Annotated in this window: 14 protein-coding genes and 1 pseudogene; 10 read left to right on the plus strand and 5 right to left on the minus strand. The window is 64.0% G+C overall.

The window, feature by feature from the left end; translation table 11 throughout:
- Positions 1-31: 31 nt before the first annotated feature.
- Together QWI18_RS01950 and QWI18_RS01955 are read left to right on the plus strand one after the other, a co-directional pair.
- Positions 32-1,276 carry an MFS transporter gene (locus QWI18_RS01950; RefSeq protein ID WP_192131969.1) on the plus strand — a complete coding sequence of 415 codons (1,245 nt, stop codon included), beginning with the start codon at positions 32-34 and terminating at the stop codon, positions 1,274-1,276.
- 111 nt (positions 1,277-1,387) lie between these two features.
- Positions 1,388-2,326 carry a class I SAM-dependent methyltransferase gene (locus tag QWI18_RS01955; protein ID WP_192131346.1) on the plus strand — a complete coding sequence of 313 codons (939 nt, stop codon included), beginning with the start codon at positions 1,388-1,390 and terminating at the stop codon, positions 2,324-2,326.
- Positions 2,327-2,994: 668 nt separating this feature from the next.
- On the opposite strand, the gene QWI18_RS01960 is transcribed toward QWI18_RS01955, so the two are convergent.
- Both QWI18_RS01960 and QWI18_RS01965 read right to left on the minus strand, forming a co-directional pair.
- Entirely contained in the window at positions 2,995-4,614 is a 1,620-nt protein-coding gene (locus QWI18_RS01960; protein WP_369318064.1) for a methyl-accepting chemotaxis protein, read from the minus strand.
- A 265-nt stretch (positions 4,615-4,879) separates the two neighbouring features.
- Positions 4,880-5,715: pseudogene (locus tag QWI18_RS01965) on the minus strand (IclR family transcriptional regulator).
- Positions 5,716-5,961: 246 nt separating this feature from the next.
- On the opposite strand from QWI18_RS01965, the gene QWI18_RS01970 reads away from it, so the two are divergent.
- The 7 genes from QWI18_RS01970 to QWI18_RS02000 are packed head-to-tail and all read left to right on the plus strand — an operon-like array spanning position 5,962 to position 12,621.
- Positions 5,962-6,990, plus strand: coding sequence for an ABC transporter ATP-binding protein (locus QWI18_RS01970; protein WP_192131339.1), 1,029 nt, complete (start codon positions 5,962-5,964; stop codon positions 6,988-6,990).
- A complete protein-coding gene (locus QWI18_RS01975; RefSeq protein ID WP_369318065.1) occupies positions 6,987-7,850 on the plus strand; it encodes an ABC transporter permease in 864 nt (287 codons plus the stop codon). Before QWI18_RS01970 ends, QWI18_RS01975 begins: the two co-directional genes overlap by 4 nt.
- A 3-nt stretch (positions 7,851-7,853) precedes the next feature.
- The gene (locus QWI18_RS01980) at positions 7,854-8,648 is read left to right on the plus strand and encodes an ABC transporter permease (RefSeq protein WP_369318066.1); all 795 of its coding nucleotides are present in this window, start codon (positions 7,854-7,856) and stop codon (positions 8,646-8,648) included.
- A 43-nt stretch (positions 8,649-8,691) separates the two neighbouring features.
- On the plus strand, positions 8,692-8,982 hold the full coding sequence (locus QWI18_RS01985) for a (2Fe-2S)-binding protein (protein WP_192131334.1): 291 nt from the start codon (positions 8,692-8,694) through the stop codon (positions 8,980-8,982).
- Positions 8,979-10,379 (plus strand): FAD-dependent oxidoreductase, encoded by a 1,401-nt coding sequence (locus tag QWI18_RS01990; protein ID WP_369318067.1) that lies wholly within the window; start codon positions 8,979-8,981, stop codon positions 10,377-10,379. The genes QWI18_RS01985 and QWI18_RS01990 overlap by 4 nt, the downstream gene beginning before the upstream one ends.
- On the plus strand, positions 10,376-11,572 hold the full coding sequence (locus QWI18_RS01995) for an NAD(P)/FAD-dependent oxidoreductase (RefSeq protein WP_369318068.1): 1,197 nt from the start codon (positions 10,376-10,378) through the stop codon (positions 11,570-11,572). Before QWI18_RS01990 ends, QWI18_RS01995 begins: the two co-directional genes overlap by 4 nt.
- Complete coding sequence (locus QWI18_RS02000) at positions 11,569-12,621, plus strand: ABC transporter substrate-binding protein (protein ID WP_369318069.1); 1,053 nt, start codon at positions 11,569-11,571, stop codon at positions 12,619-12,621. The genes QWI18_RS01995 and QWI18_RS02000 overlap by 4 nt, the downstream gene beginning before the upstream one ends.
- A gap of 1,284 nt (positions 12,622-13,905) precedes the next feature.
- On the opposite strand, the gene QWI18_RS02005 is transcribed toward QWI18_RS02000, so the two are convergent.
- Positions 13,906-14,442, minus strand: a complete 537-nt coding sequence (locus tag QWI18_RS02005; RefSeq protein ID WP_369318070.1) for an N-acetyltransferase family protein — start codon at positions 14,440-14,442, stop codon at positions 13,906-13,908.
- A gap of 267 nt (positions 14,443-14,709) precedes the next feature.
- On the opposite strand from QWI18_RS02005, the gene QWI18_RS02010 reads away from it, so the two are divergent.
- Positions 14,710-15,561 (plus strand): CAP domain-containing protein, encoded by an 852-nt coding sequence (locus QWI18_RS02010; RefSeq protein ID WP_296313490.1) that lies wholly within the window; start codon positions 14,710-14,712, stop codon positions 15,559-15,561.
- Between the two features lie 29 nt (positions 15,562-15,590).
- On the opposite strand, the gene QWI18_RS02015 is transcribed toward QWI18_RS02010, so the two are convergent.
- Positions 15,591-16,310: a dienelactone hydrolase family protein gene (locus QWI18_RS02015; RefSeq protein WP_369318071.1), complete on the minus strand. Its 720-nt coding sequence runs from the start codon at positions 16,308-16,310 to the stop codon at positions 15,591-15,593.
- 131 nt (positions 16,311-16,441) lie between these two features.
- Complete coding sequence (locus QWI18_RS02020) at positions 16,442-16,969, minus strand: sterol desaturase family protein (protein WP_192131967.1); 528 nt, start codon at positions 16,967-16,969, stop codon at positions 16,442-16,444.
- Positions 16,970-17,036: the final 67 nt, after the last annotated feature.

The raw sequence follows: 17,036 nt of genomic DNA on the forward strand, positions 1-17,036 counted from the left end.
CCGCCTGCGCATCGCCAGAATGAGGCCGACCTTGAGCAACCCTTCCGATCAGCGCAACAACCGTTCTCTGGACGGTATTAACTTCTTTCTGGCGGATGTGCGCGACGGGCTCGGGCCCTACCTCGCGATCTACCTGCTGGCCGTGCACAAGTGGGATCCGGCAAGTATCGGACTGGTCATGACCCTCGCCGGCATCGCCGCGCTGGTCACACAAACCCCGGCGGGTGCGCTGATTGACCGCACCCGCAGCAAGCGGATGGTGGTGATCGTGGCGGCCTTGCTGGTGACCGCCGGGTGTCTGGTGCTGCCGTTCATTCACTCCTTCACTTGGGTGGCGATCACCCAGAGCATCAGCGCCATCGCAGGCTCGGTGTTCGCCCCCGCCATCGCCGCCATCTCCCTGGGCATCACCGGGCCGAAAGCCTTCACCCGCCGGACCGGACGCAACGAAACCTGGAACCATGCCGGCAACGCCTGCGCCGCCCTGCTGGCCGGCATTTTTTCATGGATGTTCGGGCCGATTGCGGTGTTTTACCTGATGGCGTTCATGGCGCTGGCGAGCATCGTCGCCGTCTCATTTGTCGATGCCTCGGCGATTGACCACGACGTCGCCCGCGGCTTTGACCCCAACCATGATCAGGGTAAGGACCAGCCCAGCGGCTGGGCGGTATTGCTGCACAACCGACCGTTGCTGGTGTTCGCCATCTGCTGCGGGCTGTTTCACCTGGCCAATGCGGCGATGCTGCCGCTGGTGAGTCAGAAGCTTTCGCAGATCGACGTCAACCTCGCCACGCCGCTGACCTCCGCCTGCATCGTCGCCGCGCAGTTGGTGATGGTGCCAGTGGCCTGGCTGGTGGGGGCGAAAGCCGACGTCTGGGGGCGCAAACCCTTGTTGCTTGCCGGCTTCATTTTTCTGCCGCTGCGGGGCGTGTTGTATGTGATGTCGGACAACCCGTACTGGCTGGTGGGTGTGCAGTTGCTCGACGGCATCGGCGCCGGGGCGTTTGGCGCGCTGCTGCCGCTGGTGGTCAAGGACCTGACACGCGGCACCGGGCGCTTCAACGTCAGCCTGGGGGCGATCTCGACAGTGTTTGGCCTGGGCGCGGCGCTGAGCAACGGCCTGGCCGGGCTGGTCGTCCGCGAGGCGGGCTACAGCGCGGCGTTTCTGACATTGGCGGCGATTGCGGCCGTGGCGTTCGTGCTGCTGTGGCTGGCGGTGCCGGAAACCGGCGAAGCCGTGGTTCATGATCAACCGGAGGGCGCGCCGGCTACCTGATCCACGGAGTTGAAGGTCGGGGGAACGACGTTCGACGGCATGGCGCCGTCGTTCGCCGGGAAATGGGTTTAGAATGCCGCCCCTTTCCCACTTCCGACCTGCCGCCCACCGATGAATGCCGACGCCCTCGACCTGCTCGACTCCCACCTCCAGACCGCCCTCGCCGCCCCGCCCGCCGAGACTCGCCGCCTGTTTCACGGCCGTGGCCGACGCTGGCCGGGGCTCGAGCAACTGACCGTCGACTGTATGCAGGGCGTGGTGCTGGTGTCGCTGTTCAAGGCGCCAGGCGCCGATGAGCTGGAAGCCCTGAAGCAGCGGCTGTCCAGGCTGATCGAGTCACCGACGTGGCAGCAATCCAGCGCCCATACGCTGTTGTTGCAGCACCGCTATCTGCCGGACAGCCACACCGAGGCGCTGTTGGGCGAGGTGCTGGAGGAATGGACGCTGACCGAGGGCGGCCTGCGTTATCTCGTGGATTTCGGCAAAAAACAGAACACCGGGCTGTTCCTCGACATGCGCTACGGCCGCGACTGGGTGCGGGCCAATGCAGCGGGCAAGCGGGTGCTGAATCTGTTTGCCTACACCTGCGGGTTTTCGGTGGCAGCGATCGAGGGTGGCGCGGAGTGTGTGGTCAATCTGGACATGTCCCGGGCTGCGCTGAGTCGCGGCCGCGACAACCATCGCTTGAATGGCCATGACCTGAGCAAGGTCACTTTTCTCGGCCACGAGCTGTTCAAGTCCTGGGGCAAGGTAAAAAGCACGGGGCCCTATGATCTGGTGATCATCGACCCGCCGTCGTTTCAGAAAGGCAGCTTTTTGCTGACCAAGGATTATCAGCGGGTGCTGCGCAAACTGCCGGAACTGTTGACCCCGGACGGCACGGTGCTGGCGTGCATGAACGACCCGCTGCTGGGCGCGGACTTTCTCATCGAAGGCGTGACCCGGGAAGCGCCGGGGTTGCGGTTTGTCGAGCGGTTGGAAAACCCGCCTGAATTCGCCGATGCCGAGGAAGGGGGTGGGTTGAAAGCGTTGGTGTTTCGCCAAGGCTAACCGCAACGCGCGCGGCTTGGTAGGACAGGCTTTAGCCGGAAATGGGCCCTTGAGTGCGACATCAATTCTGCGGTGTGACGCCCGACGCATTCCCGGCTAAAGCCGGTCCTACCGGGTGACCGCGCTGTGTTAGTGGGACTGGCTTCAGCCGGGAAGAGGCCCGTTTGTACGCCATCAATTCTGCGATGTGACGCCCGACGCATTCCCGGCTGAAGCCGGTCCCACTAAGTGGTTGCAGTGCGTCAGTAGGGCTGGCTTCAGCCAGGAAGAGGCCCTTAAGTACACCATCAATTCTGCGGTGTGGCTTCCGGCGCCTTCCCGGCTAAAGCCGGTCCCACTAAGTGATCGCAGTGCGTCAGTAGGACCGGCTTTAGCCGGGAATGGGCCCTTGAGTACGTCATCAATCTGCGGTGTGGCTTCAGACGTCTTCCCGGCTTAAGCCGGTCCTACCAAGTGACCGCGCTGTGTCAGTGGGACCGGCTTCAGCCGGGAAGAGGCCCGTTTGTACACCACCAATTCTGCGATGTGACGCCCGACGCCTTCCCGGCTAAAGCCGGTCCGACAAGGACGCGGAGCGTCTAGGTCTGCATGCCCACGCGGAGCGTGGGAACGATCATCACTGAGTGATCGCAGTGCGTCAGTGGGACCGGCTTATGAACATCCGAGTTCTAGGCACTCAACCGCGAGATCACGTCATTCAACCCCACCGACAACACATGCAGATCCTGACTCGCGGTTTGCGTGCGCTGGACGTTGTCCTGGTTGGTGGTGGCAATCGCGGTGATTTCCGTCAGGTTGCGGGAGATGTCTTCGGCCACGGACGTCTGCTCTTCCGCAGCCGTCGCAATCTGGCGGTTCATGTCACGGATGGCTTCCACGGCACTGGTAATGCGTTCCAGCGAGGAGCCTGCCAGCGCTACCTGATCGACGCTTTCCTGGCTGCGGGCCTGCCCGCTTTCAATGGCCTGGGCAGCATCGACGGCGCCGGTCTGCACCGAGCTGATGATCTGGTTGATTTCCGCCGTCGAGGCCGCGGTGCGCTGGGCCAGCGTGCGCACTTCGTCGGCAACCACCGCAAAACCACGCCCGGCATCGCCGGCACGGGCCGCTTCGATGGCCGCGTTGAGCGCCAGCAGGTTGGTCTGCTCGGCGATGCCGCGAATCACTTCCAGCACCTTGCCGATGCGCCCGCTGTCGGTTTCCAGACGGCGAATGACGTTGGCGGTGTTGCTGATCTCGGTGCGCATCTGGGTGATCGCTGTGATGGTCGCGCCCATCACCTTGCTGCCTTCCTGGGAACTGCGATCCGCTTCGTCAGCGGCCTGGGCGGCTTGAGCCGCGTGGCGGGCGACTTCCTGGGCGGTGGCGGACATTTCGGTCATCGCCGTCGCGACCTGATCGGTGCGCTCGAACTGCTCGTGGGTGCCCTGGGCCATCAGCGCGGCAATGGCTTTCAGCTCGCCGCCGGCACTGTCCAGGTCGGTGGTGCTGCGCTTGAGGCGGGTAAATGTGTCGGCAAGGAAATCCCGCAGCGTGTTCGCCGCAACGGCCAGACGTCCCAGCTCATCCTGACGGGTGATGCTGACGCGGTCGCTGAACTTGCCCTGACTCAGTTGCGCGACGTATTCGATCAACATGCGGATCGGGCCGACGATGTTGCGGTTGACCATCCACAGGGTGAGCACGCCGACCAGCAACGCCGAGGCGAGCATGACCAGCGTGCCGATAAGGATGGTGCGGTCGGCGGTGCTGCTGAGGATCGTCGACTGCTGGTCACTTTGCTTGCGCAGGCCAACCACCAGGCCGGTCATCTGCTCACTGGCGGCACGGTCAACGCCTTTGACGGCCATGTCACCGGCAACCGGATCGCCACCGGAGGCAATGTAAGCGTCACGGCCTTTGCGGTAGGCCACGCCGAGGTTGCGGTGCTCGTTGCGCAGCGCGTCGACCTGGGTTTTGGTCGCGGGGTCCAGCCCGTCCATTGCACTCAGGCTGCCGAGGGTGTCCTGCACCTGGCGTTCCTGGTCTTCGAACTGCGCCCAGAACTTGTCGCGGTCGGCCGGCTGTTTGCCGCGCAGCAGCACGTTCTTCCATTCCTGCACCTGAACCTTGAACTGCAGGTTGGCCTGATCGACCAGTTGCGAGGCGTGCAACGGCCCCTCAAGCAGACCGCGATAGGCGTGGACGTTGCTGGACAGGAACTGGAAACACGCCAGGGCAATCAGCACGACCAGCACGAGGCTGCCGCTGAGCAGCGCGAGGATCTGCAATCTCAGGGATTTCGACATAGGAGGATCTCAAAAGGGAGGACAACCTGCTCCGAGGATCACCCGGAGTTTTTGCGGCTTGCCACATCCCTGTGCCATCGCGTCGGAGCGGTCCGAAAACGAGGCGCCTGCACAGAGTGCTTCGACCCTGCGCAGGGCTTCTTGAAGGCCGGCCCGGCAGATCCGACGAACGGCTGAGAAGCCCCAAGAGCAAGGCCTGCAGCCCAATCAAACGGTTATCTAAATGTACTGAAAGGCATTCAGATGAGTGTGTCGGCAGCGGCAGTCATTCTCGCTGACCGAACACCTGAGAGGGGCGGCGCAGCACCGGATCGAAGGGATTGATCTTCTGGCTGATCGCCGTTGCCTCGCGCTTGAGCATGTCCACCACCGTGGGCATGCGGTCTGCACTGAGGCGGTCGCTGAGGGTCGCAACGCTCAAAGCGGCAACGGCCCGGCCATCACGATCGAGAATCGGCACCGCCAGACCCGCCATGCCTTCCAGCACGCCGGTGTTGCGCGCGGCGTAGCCGGTCCGCCGCACTGTGTCGATTTCCGAGCGCAGCATCACTTCGTCGTAGAGGTGGAAATCCCGCAGGCGCGGCAAGTTGTAGCGGATGACGGTCTCGCGTTCTTCTTCCGGCAGAAACGCCAGCTCGCCAGACTGCCCTGCCCCACGCCCAGTGCCACCCGACCGCCGATGTCGCCGGTGAAGGTGCGGATCGGGTACGGCCCTTCGCTGCGGTCCAGACACACCGCATCGAAACCACTGCGGGCCAGCAGAAACAACGAGTCCCCCAACGAGGCCGACAGGCGCAGCAAACTCGGCCGCACCACGTCGCGCAGGTTGCCGGACTGCCCGGCGCGCGCGGCAAGGGCGAAAAATTCCAGGCTCAGGCGGTAACGCTTGCTGCGCAGGTCCTGCTCGACCATGCCCTCGTCCATCAGGCTGCGCAGCAAACGGTGGGTGGTCGGTTGAGACAGACCCACCTGCTGCGCCAGTTGTGTGACCCGTTCACTGCCATCGGGACAATTGCCCAGCGCCCGCAGCACGGCAAACAGGCGAGAGACCGCTCCAACCCCTTTTTCTTTCTCAGCGCTCTTCCGCTCAGTGGAATCCATTACGCCACGATCCTCATTTCTACTCGCTGAATGAATGAATCCGCAAAAACTACTCACTCAATGAAATTGCTCGTTGAGCGCATCCTAGTCTTGGGCCTAGGATCGGTCCACAGGGCGATTTGAATAACAGCGGCAGCCGACACCGATCGAGCGCCAGCGTCCACGGCCACACGCAGCACTTCTCTTCGCATCTGCCCATAAAAAACGCACGCCTTCGGTGTGCACGAAAAAAGGTGGAACGCAGCCATGGCTTTTCTTCAACTCCAGGCACTGTGCAAGCGCTACGGCCCCATCGATGCCGTCGTGGCCACTGACCTTTCCGTGGAGCAAGGCGAATTCGTCTCCCTGCTCGGCCCCTCCGGCTGCGGCAAAACCACCACCCTGCAAATGATCGCCGGCTTCGTTGATGTGAGCGCCGGCCGCATCCTGCTGGACGGCCGCGACATCACCCACGCCAAGCCGGCCAGTCGCGGGCTGGGCGTGGTGTTTCAGTCCTATGCGCTGTTCCCGCACATGACCGTGCGCGACAACGTCGCCTTCGGCCTGAAAATGCGCAAAGTCTCCGCCGCCGACATCGAGCGCCGCGTCTCCCGGGTGCTGGAACTGGTGCGCCTCACGCCCCATGCCGAGCGTTACCCTCGCGAGCTGTCCGGCGGCCAGCGTCAGCGGGTGGCTTTGGCCCGGGCGCTGGTGATCGAGCCGCCGGTGTTGCTGCTGGACGAACCGCTGTCCAACCTCGACGCCAACCTGCGCGAAGAGATGCAGTTCGAGATCCGCCGCATCCAGCGCGAAGTCGGCATCACCACCCTGATGGTCACCCACGACCAGGCCGAAGCGCTGTCCATCAGCGATCGCGTCGTGGTGATGCAGGCCGGGCGCATCACCCAGATCGACGAGCCCTACCACCTCTACGAACACCCCCGTACGCGTTTCATCTCCGGCTTCGTCGGCAAGGCCAATCTGCTGCGCGGCGATCGCGATGCCAGCGGCGCGGCCCAGGTGCGCCATGAGCCTGGCGACGGCGAGCTGGTGCTGAGCCTGCGCCCGGAGAAGATCGACCCGGTGCCTGCGGGGAGCGGTCGCCTGCAAGGCCGTGTGGTCATGCGCTACTTCCTCGGCAGCCAGTGGCTGTACCGCATCGAAACGCCCATCGGCGAAATCACTGTGGTGCGCCGCAACGATGGCGACGCGCCGATGAACGAAGGCTTCGCGGTGGGCCTGGACTGGCCGTCGGACCTGCTGCGGGTGTTGAGCGTCGACGAGGTGCCGGCATGAGTGTGCTGCGCGACACCGGACGCGGGTACCTGCTGTCGGCGCCGGCACTGGCGCTGTTCTTCGGCCTGCTGGTGCTGCCGTTGCTGCTGACGCTGGTGCTGTCGTTCAACGTGTTCGACTACGAAGTCGGGGTCAAGGGCGGTGAGTGGACGCTGGCCCAGTACACCAATCTGCTCACCGATTCGTACTTCTACGAGATCTTCCTGCGCACCTTCTGGATCAGCGCGCTGGTGACCCTGCTGTGCGTGGTGATCGGCGTGCCCGAGGCCTACATCCTCAGCCGCATGGGCACCCCGTGGCGGTCGATTTTCCTGATCCTGATCCTCACGCCGCTGCTGATTTCGGTGGTGGTGCGGGCGTTTGGCTGGAGCCTGCTGCTGGGCGCCGACGGTCTGATCAATCAGGCGATCCAGGCCCTCGGCGGGCGTCCGATCAAAATACTGTACACGCCGTTCGCGGTGATTCTGGCGCTGGTCCACGTGATGCTGCCGTTCATGATCATCCCGGTGTGGACCTCGCTGCAGAAACTCGACGCCTCCGCCGAACAGGCCGCGCTGTCCCTCGGTGCCACCCAGACACACGTCATGCGGATGGTGGTGTTGCCCCAGGTGATGCCGGGCGTGCTGTCAGGCACGTTGATCGTCTTCGGCCTGTCCGCCAGTTCTTTCGCGATCCCCGGATTGCTCGGCGGCCGCCGGCTGAAGATGGTCGCCACTGTCGTCTACGACCAATACCTCTCGGAACTCAACTGGCCGATGGGTGCAGCGATCGCCGTGGCACTGCTGCTGATCAACCTGTTGGTCATGCTGTCGTGGAACCGGCTGGTCGAAGGCCGCTATAAAAAATCCCTGGGGGAATGAGCGATGTCCAAGAACGGTCCTCTGGCCCTGTCGTTTCATGCCCTGGTGGTGGTGTTCATGCTGGCGCCGCTGGTGGTGGTGTGCCTGGTGGCCTTCACCCCGGAAAACACATTGAGCCTGCCGTGGCACGGGTTTTCCCTGCGCTGGTTCAGGGCGGTGTTCGAGCGCGCCGACTTCATTCAGTCCTTCTACAACAGCCTGATCCTGGCGGTGGTCGCGGCCACCCTGGCGACGTTTATCGCCGTGCCGGCGGCACTGGCGATCACCCGCTACCGCTTTCCTGGCCGGGGTTTTCTCAACGGCCTGTTCCTGTCGCCGATCATCATTCCCCATCTGGTGCTGGGGGTGGCGATGCTGCGCCTGTTCGCGCTGATGGGCGTGAACGGCAGTTTCGTCTGGCTGATGTTCGCCCACGTGGTGGTGATCACGCCGTACGTGCTGCGCCTGGTGATTGCCGCCTCCATCGGCATGGACCGCAGCGCTGAGCAGGCGGCTGAATCCCTGGGTGCCAGCCGCTTCACGCTGTTCCGCCTGATCACCCTGCCGATGATCCTGCCCGGCGTGGCCGGTGGCTGGCTGCTGGCGTTCATCAACAGCTTCGACGAAGTGACGCTGTCGATCTTCGTCACCTCGCCCTCGACCCAGACCCTGCCGGTGCGCATGTACGTGTACGCCACCGAATCCATCGATCCGATGATGGCGGCGGTGTCTGCGCTGGTGATCGCCCTGACGGCGGCGACCATGATCATTCTCGACCGGGTGTATGGGCTGGACCGTGTGCTGGTAGGGAGGCATTGATGACTGTTCGGTTTACCCACCTTTGCCCGATGGAGCGCACGCCATGGCCTTGCTGAAACGACTGGCCGAACGCGACCGCGCCGTGCTGCCCTTCACCCTCGACGGTCAGCCGGCCAGCGGCTTGCAGGGCGATACCTTGCTCACGGCGGTGCTGACGGCAGAAGACTCATTGCGCGGCAGCGACTTCAGCGGCGAACCCCGGGCCGGTTTCTGCCTGATGGGCGCGTGCCAGGACTGCTGGGTGAAACTGGGCGACGGCCGCCGGGTGCGGGCCTGCTCAACGCTGCTCGAAGCCAATGTCGGCGTGACCCGCGAGCCGGGGCGCAGCCTATGAACGAGGCGAAAAATGGAGCCGTCAACGCGCCAGCGACCTCGGGTGCGAGCACGGTCATCGTCGGCGCCGGCCCGGCGGGAATTCGCGCGGCGCAGACGCTGCTTGCCCACGGTCTGCGCCCTTGCCTGCTGGATGAAAGTCTGCGCGGCGGCGGTCAGGTCTATCGACGCCAGCCGGAGCATTTCAAAAGGTCGGCGAAGGCGCTGTACGGTTTCGAAGCGGGCAAGGCCGAGTCGGTTCACACCACCATCGATCAGTTGCAGGCTGAGATCGACTACCGTCCCGAGACGTTGGTGTGGAACGCCGAATCGCGCACCCTCGATACCCTGCACAATGGCCGCGCGGCGCAGGTGCCGTTCAAGCATCTGATCGTGGCCACCGGGGCCACTGACCGCATCCTGCCGGTACCGGGCTGGACATTGCCCGGCGTCTACAGCCTCGGGGCGGCGCAGATCGCGCTGAAGTTTCAGGGCTGCGCCATCGGTCAGCGCGTGGTCTTTGCCGGCAGCGGGCCGCTGTTGTATCTGGTGGCGTATCAATACGCCAAGGCCGGTGCGACGGTGGCGGCGGTGCTCGACAGCTCGCCCTTCTCCGCCCAGACCCGCGCCCTGCCCGCGCTGCTCGGGCAACCGTCGACGCTGGCCAAAGGGCTTTATTACCGCGCCTGGCTGACGGCCCACGGTGTCCCGGTGCACCAAGGCGTTCATCTGCATGACATTCAGGGCGAGCGACGGGTCAGCGGGGTCAGCTGGCAGCAGGGCAAGCAGCTCAAGGACCTGGCCTGTGATGCGGTCGCGTTCGCCCATGCCCTGCGCAGCGAAACCCAGCTGGCCGATCTGCTCGGCTGCGAATTCGCCTGGAGCGCGTTGAACCGTGCCTGGCTGCCGACCCGCGACGCCGCCGGACGCAGCAGCGTCGAGGGGGTTTATCTGGCCGGTGATGGCGCGGGCATCATGGGTGCCGACGCCGCAGAAATGGCCGGCGAACTGGCGGCCCTGACCTTGCTCGGCGACCTCGGCTACCGCATCGACCGCGCCCGCAGCATCGAATTACAGCGCCAACTGGCAGCCATCCAGCGGTTTCGCCAGGGGCTGGAAACCGCGTTCCCGTTCCCCGAAGACTGGGCGGCCAAGGCGCCGGACAGCCTGATCGTTTGCCGTTGCGAGGAAGTCAGCGCCGGCGAGATCCGCCAGACCGTGGCCGAGGGTCACTGGGAAATCAACCGGGTCAAGGCCATGTGCCGGGTCGGCATGGGCCGCTGTCAGGGGCGCATGTGTGGACTGGCCGCGGCGGAAATCGTCGCTCATGCGTCGGGCCGCGAGGTTGCCTGCGTTGGTCGATTGCGTGGGCAGGCACCGATCAAACCGCTGCCGTTTGGCGTGGAGGCAGAACAATGACCCAGCCCGTCGAGGTGGATGCGGTGGTGATTGGAGGAGGGATTGTCGGGGCGTCGGCGGCGCTGTTTCTCGCGCTGAGCGGCAAACGCGTGGCGCTGCTGGAAAGGGACTTTTTCGGCTCTCACTCAAGCGGTGTGAACTACGGCGGCGTGCGCCGTCAGGGCCGTCCGCTGTCGCAACTGCCGCTGTCCCGGCGCGCCCATGAAATCTGGGGTGACCTGCGCGCGTTCATCGGCACCGACGGCGAATACGTACGCTCGGGCCATCTCAAGCTGGCCCGCAGTGACAAGGACATGGCCGCGCTGGTCGCCTATGAAGAGGCGTCCCGGGGATTCGGGATGCAGCTGCAGTTGCTCGATCACGCCCAGTTGCGCGCCCGCTTTCCCTGGGCCGGGGACGTGGCGGTGGGCGCCTCGCTGTGTGCCGAGGACGGCCATGCCAATCCGCGCCTCGTTTCTCCGGCGTTTGCCTTCGCTGCGCGCCGCGCCGGTGCGCAGACGTTGGAGCAGGCCCACGTCAGCGAGGTCAGCCATGACGGTCAGGCGTTTGTCGTGCGGACCGCCGATGATCAGTGCTTTCGTGGACCTTGGCTGCTCAATTGCGCCGGCGCATGGGCGGCTCAACTGGCCCAGCAGTTCGGCGAACCGGTGCCGATGCGTGCAGGCCACCCGGCGATGCTGGTGACCGAACCGCTGCCGATGTTCATGGACGTCAGCACCGGCGTCGAGGGCGGCGGGATTTATGCCCGTCAGGTGGCGCGGGGCAATTGCGTGCTGGGCGGCGGTCAGGGTTTCCCGCTGGACCCGGCCACCGCGCGCCCCGGTCAGGCAGCGATTCTGGAGATCCTGCGCAACGCCGTTGAACTGTACCCGCCGCTGGCCGGTGCCCAGGCCATTCGCACCTGGAGCGGCACCGAAGGTTATCTGCCCGACCGCGAACCGGTCCTGGGTGCCAGTTCCACGCAACCCGGTTTACTGCACGGCTTCGGCTTTGCGGGATCGGGCTTTCAGATCGGTCCGGCGGCGGGCGAGGCGCTGGCGCAAATGGTCTGTGCCGGGGCGTCGAACATCGACCTGACGCCGTTCTCGATCACACGCTTTCAATCGCAACCGCACATTTCATCGCCTGCCATCGTCGTGCCGTCCGGCACCGATCACGTCATTCCATTGCTCAGAGGAAGGTCGAACCCATGACTCATATGAAACGTGTTGCCCTGACTGGCTTGTCTTGCCTGCCGTTTGCCGTGTTTGTTGCTTCGATGCCCGTACAGGCCGAACCGACGCTGTACCTGGGCATGAACGGCGGCACCATGGAGCGCTTGTACGCCGACCATGTGCTGCCGGCGTTCGAGAAGGCCAACAACGTCAAGGTGGTGATCGTGCCGGGCACGTCCTCGGACATCCTCGCCAAGGTTCAGGCCAGCAAGGACAATCCGCAGATGCACGTGATGTTCCTCGACGACGGGATCATGTACCGCGCCATCTCCATGGGTCTGTGCGGCAAGCTGAATCCGAGCGCGAGCCTGGCGGACATCCCGGCCAAGGGCAAGATCAAGGAAGAAGCGGTGGCCGTCAGCCTCGGTGTCACGGGGCTGGCGTACAACACCAAGATGTTCAAGGACAATGGCTGGAGCGCGCCGACGTCCTGGGCCGACATGGCGGACCCTAAATATAAAGAGAAGCTGGTGTTCCAGTCGCTGGCCTCCTCCACCTTTGGGCTGCACGGGTTTCTGATGTTCAACCGGTTGCAGGGCGGCAACGAAACCAACGTCGAGCCGGGTTTCAAGGCGTGGCCGAAGACGGTGGGGCCGAACGTGCTGGAGTACATCGCCAGTTCCGCGAAGATTTCGGAGATGGTGCAGACCGGGGAAGCGGCGCTGTTCCCGCTGACGCCGACCCAGGTCACCGCGCTCAAGCTCAAGGGCGTGCCGGTGGATTACGCGCCGCCGAAGGAAGGCGGTGTGGTGTTGAACGTGGCCGAATGCACCATCGCCAACAACGACCAGCCGGAACTGGCGCAGAAACTCGCGGCTTTCCTGCTGACCCCGGAAGCCCAGGCGCCGGCCCTGGAAATGGGCGACCAGATCCCGTCCAACCCGAAAACCCCGACCACCGACAAGACCCGTGGCCAGGTCGAAGCCATGAACAAATACCTGGAAACCGCCGTGACCATCGACTGGGATCAGGTCAACCAGGTCCGCCCGGAATGGAACGCCCGCTGGAGCCGCACGATCGAGCGCTAGGTGGTTAAAGCAGGACCGCGATGCATATGTAGGACCGGCTTTAGCCGGGAAAGCGTCGGTAGGCCATACCGCAAAATGGATGGCGCACACACTGGCCTCTTCCCGGCTAAAGCCGGTCCCGCTAATCGACCGCGATCCAACAGTGGGACCGGTTTCAGCCGTGAAAGCGTTGGAGGCTATATCGCATATTGGGTGGCGCACACACTGGCCTCTTCCCGGCTAAAGCCAGTCCCACTAACCGACCGCGATCCAACAGTAGGACCGGCTTCAGCCGGGAAAGCGTCGGAGGCCACACCGCAAATTGGATGGCGTACGCACTGGCCTCTTCCCGGCTAAAGCCAGTCCCTCACCGACCGCGATCCAACAGTGGGACCGGCTTCAGCCGGGAAAGCGTCGGTAGGCACACTGCAAAATTTGTGGGTATGCACACCGGCCTTTTCCCGGCTAAAGCCAGTCCCACTGACAGACCGCGATCCAACAGTGGGACCGGCTTCAGCCGGGAAGGCGTCGGAGGCCATACCGCAAACTGGATGGCGCACACACTGGCCCATTCCCGGCTAAAGCCGGTCCCACTAATCAACCGCGATCCAACAGTGGGACCGGCTTCAGCCGGGACGGCGTCGGAGGCCGCGCCGCAAATTGGATGGCGTACGCACTGGCCTCTTCCCGGCTAAAGCCAGTCCTACTGACAGACCGCGATCCAACAGTGGGACCGGCTTCAGCCGGGAAGACGTCGGAGGCCACGCCACAAATTGGATGGCGCACACACTGGCCTCTTCCCGGCTAAAGCAAGTCCCACTAACCGACCGCGATCCAACAAAGGGACCGGCTTCAGCCGGGAAGACGTCGGTAGGCGCACTGCAAAATTGTGGGTATGCACACCGGCCTCTTCCCGGCTGTAGCCGGTCCCACTAACCGACCGCGATCCAACAGTGGGACCGGCTTCAGCCGGGAAGACGTCGGAGGCCATACCGCAAATTGGATGTCGCACGCACTGGCCCATTCCCGGCTAAAGCCAGTCCCACTAACCGACCGCGATCCAACAGTGGGACCGGCTTCAGCCGGGAAAGCGTCGGTAGGCCATACCGCGAATATGGTGGCGCACACACTGGCCTCTTCCCGGCTAAAGCCAGTCCCACTAACCGACCGCGATCCAATAGTGGGACCAGCTTCAGCCGGGAAAGCGTCGGTAGGCGCACTGCAAAATTGTGGGTATGCACACTGGCCTCTTCCCGGCTAAAGCCAGTCCCACTAACCGACCGCGATCCAACAGTAGGACCGGCTTCAGCCGATCTCAGACCCGGAACGCCGCAAGTCGCACCACATGTGCACCTTCGACACATACTGCTCTCCCACCGCCACCGCATACGGCTCCACCCCAAACGGGACAAAGCCCATCCGTTCGTATAGGCCCTGCGCGCCGCGGTTGCCGTCGGTGACGGTCAACTGGACCAGCAACAGCGGTGGCTGGCTACGGGCGTAGGCCAACACGCTGCTGATCAGGTCGTGGCCAATGCCTTTGCCGCGATGGGCGTGGGGAACGTACATCCCGAACAGCGTGGATTTGTGGCGGGCTTTCCTTCTGGTTTCCAGGGACAGGCCGGCAACCCCCAGCAAACTGCCTGATTCAACGGCGCCAAACACCACCTCTTTCGCGTCAGGCCCGACCACAAGCCGCTTTTCCCACCAACTGATCGGCAAGGCTTCGCGCTCGGCGACGTCGGAGGTAAACGCATCAGGATGGAGGGCGTACGCTTCAAGCATCATTGCTCGATACGCCGAGGCATATTCCGGGGTCAGTCGCTGAATGGTCGTGGTCATCGAGGTCGCACCGCAGGGTCGAGCGCTGATTATGTGGCTCAGCCGGTGTGACGACTACCGCCCGGGCCCGGAATAAACAAACGCCCTCTTCCTTCGCGCCCGTTCAGTCACGCATCGGCGTGCAGCATGCGGCGAAACACCGGGTTTTCACGCCGGCTATTGCAAAAACCCTGCTCATCGCTGCAACCTCCACGGTTTGTGCAGCTCAGACTAATCGCGACAGGTAAAATCGCGCACCGTGGGCGCGTCAGTTCGAGGGAGATTTCCATGCGTTTCAGATCATTCATCCAGTGTCTCGCTGTTGTGCCCCTGGCGCTGCTGATGGCAGGGACGGCCGTGGCCGGCGAAGAAACGCAGCTGATCCAGTCAATCAATACCTACCGCAGCCAGGCCCAGCCTTGCGCCAATGTGGCGTCGACCGAGCTGCCGCCACTCAACAGCGACCCGCGCCTGAACCTGCCGGCCAGTGGCACGGTGGACCTGCAGCCGATGCTGGCCCGGGCGTCGTATCCGATGGTCAGCGTCCAGGCGATCACGCTTTCGGGCCCGCGCGACGCGCAAGCGGCGATGGCCGCCATTCAGGAAAGTTTTTGTCAGGTGGTGCTCAATCCGCAGTTCGTCGACATCGGCGTCAGCCGCAACGACCGCGACTGGCGCATCGTGCTGGCACGTCCGCTGCTGGCGGGCGGGTTGGGAAATGCGCAGGCCGAGGGCCAGAAACTGCTGGGGCTGATCAATGAAGCGCGCAAGCAGCCGCAGCAATGTGGCGCCCAGTCGTTTCCTGCGGCCGCGCCGCTGGTGTGGAACGACACTCTGATGAGCGCAGCCGAGAGCCACTCGCGTTCCATGGCCAACAACAATTATTTTGATCACAAGGGTCGCAATGGCGGGACGCCGGGGGACCGTGCTGAGCTGGCCGGGTACATCGGCCAGCAGATCGGCGAGAACATTGCCGCCGGCCAGGACAACGCGCGCAAGGTGGTCGAAGGCTGGCTTGCCAGCCCCGGCCATTGCGCCAACCTCATGAACCCGCAGTTTCATGACCTGGGCGCTGCCTACGCCACCGACCCGAAAAGCGACGCCGGTATTTACTGGACGGCGCTGTTCGGGGTGCAGTAACGCTAGCAGCTACTCAAGCGCCGCTCTCTTCAACCCCACAGCGTGCGGCCGAAGAACGTCAGCGTGCGGTCCATGGCCAGCTGCGCCCACACCGGGTCGTATTGCGTGCCCGGAATCCGGCCAGGGCCGACGGCTTCTTCGTTGGCAAAGGCGTGGTGGGCCAGGTAGCGGTGGAATTCCAGGTCCACGCCGCCTTCGCTGAGTTTGGCTTCGAGCTGATCGACGCCGTCCGCCGGGAAGAACTCATCCTGGGTGCCCCAATGCGCCAGTACCGGCACCTTGATCGCCGCAGGGTCGAGGAATTCCAGCGGCGGCATGCCGTAGAACACCACGCCGGCAGACAGTTCGGGGATGAAGTTCAGCGCCAACAGGGTCAGCGCGCCGCCCATGCAAAAGCCGGTGACGCCGACTTTCTGGCTGTGGCCCTTGAGGTATTGCACGGCGCCGCGGATGTCCTGGGTGGCGGCGTCGGCGAAGTCGAGTTTGTCCATCAGGTGATGGGCTTCTTCTTCCTCGACCGTCATTTCGCCACGGTACAGATCAGGCACCAGCGCCAGATAGCCCGAGGCGGCAAGCCGATCGGCCACGCCACGGATCTGGTCGTTCAGGCCCCACCATTCCTGAATCACCACCACGGCCGGTGCGCTGTCGGTCTTGGCCGGGCTGGCCAGGTAGCCACTCAACTCTTTGCCGTCGGGGCGTTTGAAGGTGACGGTCTTGCCCGTTGCCTGTGTCGATGCTTGAGTCATGGGGTTCTCCGGAGAAGGAATTCGCGTTGATTAACAGCGTGAGACGACTGACCGTCAGTGCTACGACAGCAACACGACGCGCAACAGCGTGACGCACGTGAAACTAATGACCGGTCCGGCGTGGAGTCCGTTCAGCCGTTCTGCAGATCCGTGCCCATGGCCGCGCCGGCGCTGTCTCGACAACGCTCGTCACGGGGGGCAGAACGATGATCGCGCAGCTGGTGTTTCAGCGTCGCCGCCGAGGGCGCATAAAGGAAGCCGAAGGACACGCTGTTGCGTCGGCCTTTCACCGCGTGATGCATGAGATGCGCGTGGTAGAGGCGTTTGAGGTAGCGGCTGCGCGGCCGTGGTCGCGCAGGCCAATGACGATGGACCATGCCATCGTGAATAAACACGTAGAGCAGACCGAACGCCGCGACGCCGGCGCCCACCCATTGCAGCGGGTCATGGCCGCTGTTGCCGGCAACGATCAGCGCGATCGCCACCAGGGCCAGGGCCAGCAGATAGAGGTCGTTGGTTTCGAACGCGCCGAGCTGTTCTTCGTGGTGGGACTTGTGCAGGAACCAGCCCCAGCCGTGCATCACGTACTTGTGGGCGAGGAAGCCGACCCCTTCCATGGCGACAAGGGTCAGGAGAAAAATGATGAAGTTGAAGATCATAGCGTCGGGAGGGCCGATGGGTCTGGGCGTCGAGGAGCAGCATACCGGGGTCACGGGAAATTTCCAG

Source organism: Pseudomonas sp. W2Oct36, from assembly GCF_041060465.1.
Classification (GTDB): domain Bacteria; phylum Pseudomonadota; class Gammaproteobacteria; order Pseudomonadales; family Pseudomonadaceae; genus Aquipseudomonas; species Aquipseudomonas graminis_B.